The organism is Vibrio ordalii ATCC 33509, from assembly GCA_000257205.1.
Lineage (GTDB): Bacteria > Pseudomonadota > Gammaproteobacteria > Enterobacterales > Vibrionaceae > Vibrio > Vibrio ordalii.
Genome location: AEZC01000123.1, coordinates 1 through 12,187 on the forward strand (window position 1 = coordinate 1; position 12,187 = coordinate 12,187).

The window sequence follows — 12,187 nt, forward strand, 5'->3', positions numbered from 1 at the left end:
GAACATGACCTTTTCTGGAGACTCGTCGAGTTGTTCCCAAATTCGAGCCATTTCATAGGTTGTCATTGACATTGACATTGTTGTTTCGTTTCCAAAGTGCAATTGAAATAATTAAGTGACTAAATATACACCCGTTAAAAAGAATATAAAACAGCAGGTGACAATTTATTAATTCACCACTAATTTATTAATTCACCACTAATTTATTAATTCACCACTAATTGATGCCAATAACGCCCTGCTTTAGAAAACAGGATAAACAACGCTGGCGCAATCAGCCACATTTGCAGTGCGATTAATATCTGAGGTTCTAACCCAACACGCTGCATGGTGCCAACTAACAGGCCAGCACCACTCATCTGAAACAAACCAAGCAGTGCTGCGGCGGTTCCCGCACGGTCACCAAATGGCGCCAGTGCTTTTCCTGCGGCCGCTCCCAGAATCCAAGCAAAACCGATTGATGACATAAAAATGGGCAGCATAAAGGCAATCGCCGTTTTCTGTTGTGCCAGCGCGACCATGGTAGTCCCCGCAACCAATAACGTGCCAATTCCAACCACCAGCGCCATATGGGTACCAAACCTATCCATAAATTTCGGCGCACTTAGGCAAGCAACGATATTAATGATGGCATTGAGTCCAAACCAGAAAGTAAATTCATTCATGGTCAATCCATAACCTTCCATTAATACCACTGGGGCAGAAGTGACATAGGCTAAAATAACCGCCATCGCTAACATACATAATGAAGCATGGAATAGAAAAGATGGTGTTTTCAATACGGACCAGTAACGCGATAACTTAAAGAACGCTTGCTGTTCGGTGGCTTGCGGGTTGGTTTCTTTCATACCAATCACCATCATTAAACCCGCGACCACGGCAAAACCAGCCATAAAGCTGAAGTTACTGCGCCAGCCAAATTGCTGAGTTAACCAACTACCAAGGATTGGCGCTAATGCAGGAATAAAACAGATTGCACCATTTAAGTAGCTGATCATTTTGCCGCTACGTTGTGGGCCAAAAATATCGCGAACTGTTGCAAAAGCCGCTACCGATGTCGCGCACGCACCGAAGCCTTGTAGTAGCCGAGCCATCAGCATCCATTCAATACTTTGAGCGGCCCACGCCAAGCAAGCACTCAATGCATAAATACTGATCCCTCCTAATGCAACAGTTCGACGCCCGAGTTTGTCCGCTAGCGGGCCAGCAAAGAGTTGACCGACTCCCATAGCAAACAGAAACCAAGTAATCGTATCTTGTGCATAAGCGTGTTCCACGTGAAACGTTTGAGAAATTTGCGGTAAAGCTGGTAGATAAATATCAATCGCTAACGGGCTAAACAGAACCAACAAAATCAGTAATGCCAATTGACGCTTGCTATGCGCGTCAGAGGTTATTTGCTTCACGAAACACTCCAGTAATGAGAAAGAACACACTTTTGTAACCGAAGCATAATAGAGCAATGATGATATGAATAAAAATGGCTTATACTCATCACAATTATTCCCAAATGGAAATACAGATGAATATAGAAAAATTAGCCAGAATCGACCTTAATTTGCTTGTTTGTCTGTCCGTACTGCTAGAAGAACTGAACGTAACGCGCGCCGCCCATCGCCTCTGTTTGAGCCAATCAGCCGTCAGTAAATCGCTTGCCAAACTTCGTCAGCAATTTAATGACCCGTTGTTTATTCGTAATTCACATGGCTTAAAGGCAACGCCGCAAGCGCTCTATCTCAAACCCAAACTCGACACTCTCATCAATCAGCTCGAGCTGCTCACTCAACCACAACAATTTTCACCACAAAGCAGTGAATACCGTTTTCATATTGCGGCAGTAGAAAGCGTCTACCCATTGATTCTCCCCCATTTTTTGCCCGCTATTTTCAGCCAAGGTCCAAACCTCAACATCAACACTCACTCATGGAACGATCAAACCTTTAAGAAATTGCAGCTTGGTGAGTTGGATTTAGGCATTACTGGCAAGGACATTGATATCAACGATGCCAAATTAACGATGCTGCCGCCCAGTGATATCTGTGAGCAAGAGATCTATCGAGATAGCCAAATGTGCGTGGCACGTAAAGACCACCCAGCATTACGAGACAATTGGACGTTAGAGCGCTATTTATCGCTACGTCACGTACAAGTGCGCTGCGATGGTAATGATCGCTGGCTACTCGACTATCGCTTGGCGGATATCGGCCGAGAAAGGGACATCGCAATTACAGTACCGGATTTTAATAGTGCCGCCAGTCTTTGTACTTATACTGATTTTATCTTTACCGCGCCGAGCCACTTCACCCACTTAGTAGCCAAGCAAATGGATCTCGTCGTGTTGCCATTACCGATGGAATTTCCACCTATGGCTTATACGTTATTTTGGCACAGAGACAGAGAAAGTGACCCCGCATTGAGCTGGTTAAGGCAGATGATCCAAACCAAAACACTGCATCTCAGGTGAAGCTGCAGTTTGCGCCAGTTCGATAAAAAGAGTAGCTTATTGAGGCTCGTCCCCATCGCCACAACCCCATAGACACAATAATAAAGTCAGGGTTTGCTATGGATTTGCACAGTTCCCTACACCTACAACGGACGGTTATGAGAAAGGATATAACACAGATGCATGATTCAATCGCACAACGCGTATCAGCCTTACGTGGCTGGCTCACACAGCAAAGGCTTGATGCCATCATCATTCCACACGAAGATGAATATCTCGGGGAATATGTACCGCAACACAACGAACGCCTGCATTGGTTAACTGGTTTTACTGGCTCGGCAGGCGCGGCAGTAATCACCCACGATAACGCGGCTATTTTTGTGGATGGCCGCTATACCGTGCAAGTTCGTAAACAAGTGCCAGAGGCAACCTTTGAGTATCGTCACTTGATTGAAGAGCCCGTTCTCGATTGGCTCCAAAGCGCATTGGTCTCAGGTAGTAAAGTGGGATTTGATCCGCGCATGCATCGAGCAAGCTGGCTTAAAGCAGCACAGGCAAAATTGTCTGATGAGTTACAGCTTATTGCCGTCGGCAGTAACCCAATCGATGAGTTATGGAAGGACCGTCCTAGCGCTGCAATTTCAGTAGTGCGCTTGATGGGTAATGAACTCGTCGGTATCAGTAGCCATGATAAGCGTGAGCAAATAGCCCATCAGCTGAGTAAGAAAAAGATTGATGCGGCAGTATTAACAGAACTAGATTCCATCTGCTGGCTGCTAAATATCCGTGGCCTTGATGTTTCCCGATTACCAGTATTACTTTCCCATGCCATTATTTATGCTGACTCCAGCGTCGATTTCTTCCTTGACCCTGCTCGTCTTCCTGCGGAATTTGACAAGCATGTCGGTGGCGGCGTTCGCGTTCACCATCCAGATCAACTAGAAAAGCAGCTTAATTTACTCGCAGGTAAAAAAGTGATGATCGACCCTGCTACCAGTAATGCATGGTTTACGCTGACTTTACAAAATTCTGCTGCTGAAATCATTAATGACGCCGATCCGTGCTTACTGCTAAAAGCGGCAAAAAATGCAACCGAAGTCTCTGGAATGAAAGCGTGCCACGTGCGTGATGGTGTGGCGATGACGAAATTTCTTGCTTGGTTGGATAATGAAGTGGCTAGCCAAAGACTGCACGACGAAGGTTATTTATCTGACCGCTTACAAGCATTTAGAGAGGAAGATCCTACTCTAGCCGATCTTAGTTTTGATACTATTTCAGCGGCAGGCAGTAATGCAGCTATGTGCCATTACAACCACATCAACCAAGTAAAACCAGGACAATTAGCTCAAGACTCACTTTATCTTGTCGATTCTGGCGGCCAATATTGTGATGGTACGACTGACATTACGCGTACCATTGCCATTGGTAATCCTAGTGACGAGATGAAAAAACAGTTCACTTTAGTGCTTAAAGGTCATATTGCACTAGCCAGAGCACACTTTCCAAAAGGCACTTGTGGTCATCAGCTTGATGTACTTGCCCGTCAGCACCTATGGGCTAATGGCTTCGATTATGATCATGGCACTGGTCATGGAGTCGGCCACTTTTTGAGTGTCCATGAAGGGCCACAACGCATCAGCAAAGTTTTCAACAACGTCGCACTGCTTCCGGGCATGGTACTGTCGAACGAGCCCGGTTATTACCGTGCCGATGCGTTTGGCATTCGTATAGAAAACTTAGAACTGGTGGTCGAAGTTGAAACACAAGGTGATTTCTCTGTGTTGGGGTTTGAGTCACTCACGCGCTGCCCGATTGATAAGCGCGCGATCAACATCAATATGTTAACTCGACCAGAGCTCACATGGCTAAATGACTACCATCAAAAAGTATGGGATCAAGTTAGCCCACTCGTTGAGGGTGATAACAAAGCGTGGTTGCGCCAAGCGACGCTACCTATTGAGCATGATTAAACTTCAACATGATAAAACAAATGCGCTGTAAGTAGTTTCTCTGTAGTAACTTAACCTAGAAAGATGAAAGGCGACCTCGGGTCGCCTTTACTTTAACTTATGATTCTCTTAACTCGAATTCACCTTATTAGCCAAATCACCATACTTTAATGAATGCATCCATATGTTTCACGTGAAACGTGCAAGCCATAACCTCATCCAGAATAGGCAGCATGCCAATCTCGCCACACGACTTCAAAGCCTTGCCCTTTAACAGCGGCGGCAACTTGTGCGGCTGTACGTTCATCGCTAATCACAAATTGCTCAAGCTCGGCCTCTTGCATTGCATAACCTCCAGGCTGTGTTTTTGATCCCGCCGATATGCTGGTGATCCCCAGTGGAATGAGCTTATCCCTAAAGTGCGCCGATTCGCGGGTAGAAAGCGAGAGTTCCACTTCTGAATTTAGCAAGCGAAATGCACAGATGAGCTGAACCAGTTGCTTGTCAGACATAACCGATTTAGGTTGCAGGCCACCTTCACAAGGTCGCAAGCGAGGAAACGAAATCGAATAGCGCGTCTTCCAATATCTCTTTTCAAGATAATCCAGGTGAGCGGCCACGTAAAAACAATCGGTCCGCCAATCTTCTAAGCCAATCAAAGCGCCAAGACCAATCTTATCAACCCCCGCCCGGGCAAGTCGGTCCGGTGTTTCAAGGCGAAAGTTAAAATTCATTTTGTTGCCTCGCAGATGATGTAAAGCGTAAGTTGATGGATGATAAGTCTCTTGATATACCATTACCGCATCTAAACCTAAGCTCTTTAGCTCCGCATAGTGCGCTTGCTGAAGCGGTTGAACCTCCATAGCAACATAGCTGACTTCACGCTTTATCAACGGCAGTATCTGCCGGAAATAGTTCATGCCTACTTTGGTTTCATGCTCACCAGTGACCAGCAACACATTGTCAAACTGCATCTGTTTGATAACCGCCAATTCACGTTCAACTTCATGTTGACTTAATATGCGCCGCTTAATGCGATTTTCCATCGAAAATCCACAATAAGTGCACGCATTGGCACACAAATTAGAAAGATAAAGCGGGATATAAAAAGAAAGAGTATTGCCAAAGCGTTGCCTCGTCAGTGAGTAAGAAAGTTGTGATAACTGCTCGATATAAGGCTCAGCAGCAGGAGAGATTAATGCCTTGAAATCCTCCAAATCGCGCTTCTCTTTATGCAATGCTCGCTCGACATCTGACGCTGTTTTGGAACGGATTGATAACGCAATATCGTCCCAATCGAGTTGTTTGAAACGTTCTAAAAAGCTCATCGCGATTGATCCAAAAATGCAGTTAGAGGGCTGGATGCGATAGCATGATGAACCTGAGTTGCAAGCCCTGCCTCATAAGCCATTCGACCCGACTCCACCGCCAACTTAAATGCCAACGCCATTTGTATCGGATCGCCCGCGGCCGCAATTGCGGTGTTAACTAAGACAGCATCCGCGCCCAATTCCATCGCAAAAGCCGCATGCGAAGGTGCGCCAATACCGGCATCAATAATCACGGGTACACGAGCTTGGTTGATGATGATTTCTAAAAAATCTCGTGAGACCAGTCCCTTATTCGATCCAATTGGCGCACCTAATGGCATTACGGCCGCGCACCCCACCTCCTCTAAACGCTTACACAACACGGGGTCAGCATGACAATAAGGCAATACGGTAAATCCATCTTTCACCAATTGTTCCGCTGCTTTTAACGTTTCGATAGGGTCAGGCATCAGATACTTAGGGTCGGGATGAATTTCTAACTTCAACCACGATGTCGATAACGCTTCGCGCGCTAAATGGGCTGCAAAAATCGCATCCTTCGCATTTTTCGCACCCGATGTGTTGGGTAAAAGATGGACGCCTAACTCGATAAGTGGCCCTAAAATATCATCATTTAATTGATTAAGATCGACTCGCTTTAATGCCATTGTCGCCATTTGTGAGCCAGATGTGGCAATAGCTTTTGTCATTAACTCTCGGTTGGCAAATTTCCCCGTACCAGTGAACAGGCGAGATTCAAACTGTTTATTCGCTATCGTTAACATTTAGCCTCCTGCAATGGCTTGAAACAGCGATATTTGATCGCCTTCACTTAATAGGGTCGTTGACCACGCACTACGCGGCACTACGCTCTGATTCAGGGCAAACACACAACCGGTAATCGTGATCGAAAGCAGTTTGGTGAGATCCGCAATACTGGTTCCCGCTGAAACTTGATGAAACTGCTGATTAATCTTGATCGTTATATCTGACATGTGGCTTCTCCCTTCATCTGATCAGTCTGTGGGTACCCACACACCTCGCACTGAGGATCTTTAACAACATTTAAGGTTTGGAATTGAAACAAATGAGCATCAAACAGTGTCAGTTGATTAGCATTACGCATCGTCTGTCGAGTCAATATCATGATGGCTTGTAAAGCTTGCAGGGTTCCGATGATTCCGACGACAGGCCCCAGAATACCGAATTCATTACAACGCTGCGCGGCAGGCAGCTCGCTATCAGGCACTAAACAGTGATAACAAGGTGATAACGGCAGTTGATCAAAAGCAATGACTTGCCCCTTCCATCCAATAGCCGCACCTGAAATCAATGGCTTAATTAGTTTACGGCACAACTGGTTAATTTGCTGACGACTGTGGATGTTATCCGTGCAGTCAAGAACGACATCAGCATTAAGCACTTCCAGTTCGAGCTGAGTACCAATAAGGCGTTTAGATATCGCTCTTACTCTGCAATCAAGGTTGATGGCTTTAATTTGTTCTGCCATCGCATCGACTTTGGTTTGACCAATTTGCCTCTCTCGGTAGATCACCTGCCGAGGTAAGTTGCTGCTTTCAACTCGGTCATCATCCACTATTACCAGTTGTCCAATACCAGCACTCGCCAAATACAAAACGGCCGCAGAGCATAAACCACCACAACCAATAACCAGCACTCGGCTATCAAGTAAAGATTGCTGTCCATTCTCACCTATTTCAGGGAGCGCAAGTTGCCTTTGATAACGGATAAATTGCGCATCAGAAAGCATAATCACATACCTCCTCAGCACTACTTGGTAATCGGTTTTGTATGATTCGATTGAAACTATCAATGACCAACTGAGGTGATTTTGCTTCTGTCACTGCACGTACAACGGCCAAGCCTGATACATCGCACTGCCAAACTTGCAATGCGTTCTCTAGGTTAATTCCGCCAATTGCAACTGTGGGTATTTTTGCACTTACAACTTCATCTGCATTGGCGGCAAGACTTAAACTCTCAATTAGCTGCTGGTAAAGTTTCAACCTAACAAGCCCCTGTGGCTTAGAGGGCATAATTTTGGTGGTGGTTGGGAATATGTGACCCAAAGCGATATAGCTAGGATTTAGTGAAGCGATGTTCAGAATCTCATAATAGCCGTGAGTCGAAATGCCTAAACAGATCCCAGCTTGAGCAATTTGTGCTAAATCGGCATTGGTGAGATCTTCTTGTCCAAGATGAACGCCAAAAGCACCATGCTTTATCGCAAGCTGCCAATGATCATTAATGAAAACCTGTGCTTGGTAGGCTTTTCCAAGCTCAATAGCGGCAATAATTTGTGATTCGGAATCAAGACGTGTTGAATCTTTGATTCGCAGTTGGATTGTCTTTACATCAAACTTCAATAACCGCTCGACCCACTCAGCGCTATCCACAACAGGATAAAGGCCAATATTTTTGTCTATCTTTGGAAAACAGATGTGATTTTGTTTATCGTCAGCAAAGATGCCAGCTGCTGAATGTAGTAGCTGAGGAAAATATCGGCTATCTGTTGGCCATGTTTCACGTGAAACACTCATTGCCGCGCGAGTAACCACTAAAGCATCCTCTAGTGGAAAGTCGAGACACAACAATGATAGAACCCAAGCAAAGTGCTCACTCTTTGCATCAGCAGCATGAGCATTCGTAGAATATCTTATACGACGCAGCTCTTCTCCGTGATACCACTCATCGACATAGTCGTGTGAGTCAGCAGCTATAAGCCCTATTTTGACCAAACAAGTTTCTCGTTTCTGGGAGTGATCGAATGGCATTTGAGCGCAAAAATTGACTTGGTATTGCAAGAATAAATTGGGCTTATCAGTTAAAACACTTAGCGCATCTTCGCACGAGGCTAAGCAATCGCTGCCAATCAAAGATGAGTATGAAGGCGTTACTAATTGACAATATAAAGTTGGGCTGGCACCCAAAAAAATATCATCGATATCAAAACCATGATGCTTGGCCAATAGCAAAACCTGTTGTACTTGAGCAGTCAACGCAATGTCATCACGGGGGATAAGTAATTGAATCATCTAATTACGCCTCGCTAACGACTGACCGTTGACTAACAGCAGGATGATAAAGCTCTGATCCTGCGGCTTTAAACTCTTGCGATTTCTGTCTCATGCCTTGTAACGGGTCATCTAGCAGCGTAACGGAAATGAGCGCATCAGCAGCAACTTGCTTGGTATCTAACGCATACTCTCGAACCTCTTGAGAGATTTTCATCGAGCAGAATTTCGGCCCGCACATTGAGCAAAAATGCGCGACTTTACCAGACTCTTGCGGAAGAGTTTCATCGTGAAAAGCACGCGCCGTAACTGGGTCTAATGCAAGATTAAATTGGTCTTCCCAACGAAACTCAAAACGTGCTTTCGATAACGCATTATCGCGCACTTGTGCTCCCGGGTGCCCTTTTGCAAGGTCTGCAGCATGTGCTGCCAATTTATAAGTAATTAAACCTGTTTTAACATCTTCTTTGTTTGGTAAACCAAGGTGCTCTTTTGGTGTTACATAGCAAAGCATCGCGCAACCATACCAGCCAATCATCGCAGCGCCAATGCCGGAAGTGATGTGATCATATCCCGGAGCAATATCGGTAGTTAATGGGCCCAAGGTATAGAATGGCGCTTCATGGCAATGCTTTAATTGTTCATCCATATTCTCTTTAATCAAATGCATGGGGATATGGCCAGGGCCTTCAATAATGACCTGTACATCATATTCCCACGCTATTTTGGTCAACTCACCTAAAGTGCGCAGCTCTGCAAATTGTGCTTCATCGTTAGCATCGGCAATGGATCCTGGCCGTAGTCCATCCCCTAAGGAAAGTGCGACGTCATACTTGGCGCAAATTTCACAAATTTCACGGAAATGAGTGTAAAGAAAACTCTCGGTATGATGGGCTAAACACCATTTAGCGATAATAGAGCCGCCACGCGAAACGATGCCAGTAACACGTTTCGCGGTCATTGGCACATAACGAAGCAACAAACCAGCATGAATTGTAAAGTAATCAACACCTTGCTCCGCTTGCTCAAGTAAGGTATCGCGCATGACTTCCCATGATAAATCCTCCGCAATACCATTTACTTTTTCCAATGCTTGATACATGGGCACAGTGCCAATCGGTACGGGGCTATTACGCAAAATCCACTCTCGAGTTTCGTGGATATTGCGCCCAGTAGAGAGATCCATCACAGTATCCCCCCCCCAGCGGGTTGCCCATACCAATTTTTCAACCTCTTCTTCAATTGATGAAGAGACGGATGAGTTACCGATATTCGCATTCACTTTGACGAGAAAATTACGACCAATGATCATCGGCTCTGATTCTGGATGGTTAATATTCGACGGGATAATGGCTCGTCCTTCGGCAACCTCACGACGCACAAACTCAGGAGTTATCTGCTTTGGTAGATTGGCCCCCAAATGGGCGCCTGCATGTTGCTGGCTCAGCTGTGCATCCATACACTCTCCACGTCGCGTATTTTCTCGAATGGCAATGTATTCCATTTCTGGTGTGATAACACCTTGCCGCGCATAATGAAGCTGAGTAACGCACTTGCCTTTCTTAGCTCGGCGTATAGCTGGCAGATTCCCATAACGCAGTTCGCCCAATGTATCATCAGATAAGCGTTCTTTAGTGTAAGCGTAACTGACCTCATCAAGCCACTCGGTATCATCCCGATCAGCGATCCATTGTTCCCTTAATTTAGGCAAACCTTGATATAAGTCGATAGTATGAGATGGGTCGGTATAGACACCTGAAGTGTCATAAACGCATATAGATTCATTCGGTTGATAAATCGGTGAAGACTTTGTGCCCCCGACTAAGCTGTCAGCTAGTTTAATCTCACGCATTGGCACGCGGATATCCGAACGTGAACCAGTAATATAAATTTTAGAGGAATTTGGGTAGGGTTCGACAGACAATGTGTCAATGAATTGTTTGGCTTCCAGTCTCGCTTGTTTGCGACTCGACATAGCATCTTCCTTTTTTGTACTAGGGATAAATGCTTGACGGATTAATGCACAAGAGTTGATCAAAATAGAATTTTGATCTTAAGGACATAACGCTAGATAGATCACTAGCAAGTTATATTCTCTTGTTCCCTTCGCAGGTATTAGCCTGATCAGGTTCAACGGATCCCGAAAATACGGTCTCAGCCTTATGGCACTCCGACAAGTTGAATCACGATTATAGGGAAAGACTATCCATTAACCAAGATGAAATTGTAATTTCGTCAACTTCTCATCAACAACTGAAAACCTATCCAAGCCGCTGAGATACTTAGCACGACGTTTAATAAGACATTAACACCCATTTTCAGAAAGGCTCCTTGCTGCATCAGCAGCACATTATCCATAGAGAATGTAGAAAATGTGGTTAATGCACCCAAGAAACCCAAACCAATAATCTGGCGCCATGGCTCGGTTGCCAGTAACTCACTCTCAAAAGCAGCGATCAACAATCCCATAATAAATGAGCCGACAACGTTGACCATCAGCGTTCCATAAGGGAATCCACGCCCTAATAACTGAACACTTAGCTCGGTAACCAAATAACGAGCGCACGCACCAAATGCACCACCTAATGCAATAAAACCTAAAATAGATAACTGTCCCATAACGCCCATAGCGGATCCCAGAAAGTAACTATCATTATTCTAACCATTAAACACAACAAATCGAGCCTAATCACTAAAATAATCTATAGCTGACACGTCTAATACCTAAGTACTTTAAAAAAGTTACAGATGTCACTTATTGAGTAAATTGATAAGCCAATACAACAAAGATAAAGCTCATGATACGCAGGGTGGACGACTGACTGGGGCCTACATCCATCCTTATATCGTGAAAGAATTTGGCCAGCACTATCTATTACCTGCTCGAGCACATGGACTTCTCTTGGATAACTTCTCGCTCCAAGTGCCCTCATCAGTCCCAGCCAATGACTTTCAGAACCTCAGTGTCATCAAACTCCCGCCCTATTCCCCGGAGTTGAATCCAATAGAACAAGTATGGAGCTGGTTAAGACAACACTCTCTAGCCAATCAGTTTTTTGCGGATTACGAAGACATTGTCTCCAAAGTATGTCGGGCTTGGAATAGTTTTTTGGAATGCTCGACCAGAGTCAGACAGATGTGTTCGAGAAGGTGGATAGAGCTGACCAGTTAATTTTCCAGATTGGTATTATAATGAGAAATAAAGTTGCCTATTGATACAAGATCTTTAGATACGAAAAAGCCGCTGTATTTAACAGCGGCTTTTTATATTTGGCGGAGAGATAGGGATTTGAACCCTAGGATAGCTATTAACCATCGCCGGTTTTCAAGACCGGTGCTTTAAACCACTCAGCCATCTCTCCATGGATGCTCACTAAAAAACAGTCTTACTCTGATAATGCTGTTTTTAGTATTGCTTTCATATTTTTATCATATGGAAGCATTAATAAA

10 protein-coding genes, 1 tRNA gene, 2 pseudogenes and 1 riboswitch are annotated in these 12,187 nt (G+C 44.9%); of the genes and pseudogenes, 3 read left to right on the forward strand and 10 right to left on the reverse strand.

Translation table 11 applies throughout. The annotated features are described in order from the left end of the window. A pseudogene (locus tag VOR_RS19305) lies at positions 1 to 72 on the reverse strand (H-NS-like global regulator TsrA); the annotation flags it as partial. Positions 73 to 206: 134 nt separating this feature from the next. Then, positions 207 to 1,406 (reverse strand): multidrug effflux MFS transporter, encoded by a 1,200-nt coding sequence (locus VOR_RS0109175; RefSeq protein WP_010319414.1) that lies wholly within the window; start codon positions 1,404 to 1,406, stop codon positions 207 to 209. 116 nt (positions 1,407 to 1,522) lie between these two features. On the opposite strand from VOR_RS0109175, the gene VOR_RS0109180 reads away from it, so the two are divergent. Together VOR_RS0109180 and VOR_RS0109185 are read left to right on the forward strand one after the other, a co-directional pair. Beyond that, positions 1,523 to 2,464, forward strand: coding sequence for a LysR family transcriptional regulator (locus VOR_RS0109180; protein ID WP_010319415.1), 942 nt, complete (start codon positions 1,523 to 1,525; stop codon positions 2,462 to 2,464). A 158-nt stretch (positions 2,465 to 2,622) separates the two neighbouring features. Then, positions 2,623 to 4,413 carry an aminopeptidase P family protein gene (locus VOR_RS0109185; protein ID WP_010319416.1) on the forward strand — a complete coding sequence of 597 codons (1,791 nt, stop codon included), beginning with the start codon at positions 2,623 to 2,625 and terminating at the stop codon, positions 4,411 to 4,413. Between the two features lie 194 nt (positions 4,414 to 4,607). Here VOR_RS0109185 and thiH read toward each other — a convergent pair whose 3' ends face one another. From thiH to crcB, 7 genes are all read right to left on the reverse strand, one after another. Next, complete coding sequence (thiH, locus tag VOR_RS0109190; protein WP_010319417.1) at positions 4,608 to 5,720, reverse strand: 2-iminoacetate synthase ThiH; 1,113 nt, start codon at positions 5,718 to 5,720, stop codon at positions 4,608 to 4,610. Further along, positions 5,717 to 6,487: a thiazole synthase gene (locus VOR_RS0109195; RefSeq protein WP_010319418.1), complete on the reverse strand. Its 771-nt coding sequence runs from the start codon at positions 6,485 to 6,487 to the stop codon at positions 5,717 to 5,719. The genes thiH and VOR_RS0109195 overlap by 4 nt, the downstream gene beginning before the upstream one ends. Next, positions 6,488 to 6,697 carry a sulfur carrier protein ThiS gene (gene thiS, locus VOR_RS0109200; protein WP_010319419.1) on the reverse strand — a complete coding sequence of 70 codons (210 nt, stop codon included), beginning with the start codon at positions 6,695 to 6,697 and terminating at the stop codon, positions 6,488 to 6,490. Further along, positions 6,685 to 7,473: a HesA/MoeB/ThiF family protein gene (locus VOR_RS0109205; protein WP_010319420.1), complete on the reverse strand. Its 789-nt coding sequence runs from the start codon at positions 7,471 to 7,473 to the stop codon at positions 6,685 to 6,687. The genes thiS and VOR_RS0109205 overlap by 13 nt, the downstream gene beginning before the upstream one ends. Further along, the gene (thiE, locus tag VOR_RS0109210; RefSeq protein ID WP_010319421.1) at positions 7,463 to 8,758 is read right to left on the reverse strand and encodes a thiamine phosphate synthase; all 1,296 of its coding nucleotides are present in this window, start codon (positions 8,756 to 8,758) and stop codon (positions 7,463 to 7,465) included. The genes VOR_RS0109205 and thiE overlap by 11 nt, the downstream gene beginning before the upstream one ends. 4 nt (positions 8,759 to 8,762) lie before the next feature. Next, entirely contained in the window at positions 8,763 to 10,712 is a 1,950-nt protein-coding gene (gene thiC / locus VOR_RS0109215; protein ID WP_010319422.1) for a phosphomethylpyrimidine synthase ThiC, read from the reverse strand. 109 nt (positions 10,713 to 10,821) lie between these two features. Continuing rightward, positions 10,822 to 10,920: riboswitch (TPP riboswitch) on the reverse strand. A 52-nt stretch (positions 10,921 to 10,972) separates the two neighbouring features. Further along, the gene (crcB, locus tag VOR_RS0109220) at positions 10,973 to 11,356 is read right to left on the reverse strand and encodes a fluoride efflux transporter CrcB (RefSeq protein ID WP_010319423.1); all 384 of its coding nucleotides are present in this window, start codon (positions 11,354 to 11,356) and stop codon (positions 10,973 to 10,975) included. Positions 11,357 to 11,684: 328 nt separating this feature from the next. Here crcB and VOR_RS19100 point away from each other — a divergent pair. After that, a pseudogene (locus tag VOR_RS19100) lies at positions 11,685 to 11,909 on the forward strand (transposase); the annotation flags it as partial. Between the two features lie 99 nt (positions 11,910 to 12,008). On the opposite strand, the gene VOR_RS0109230 reads toward VOR_RS19100, so the two are convergent. Next, positions 12,009 to 12,099, reverse strand: a tRNA-Ser gene (locus VOR_RS0109230). Positions 12,100 to 12,187 lie beyond the last annotated feature (88 nt).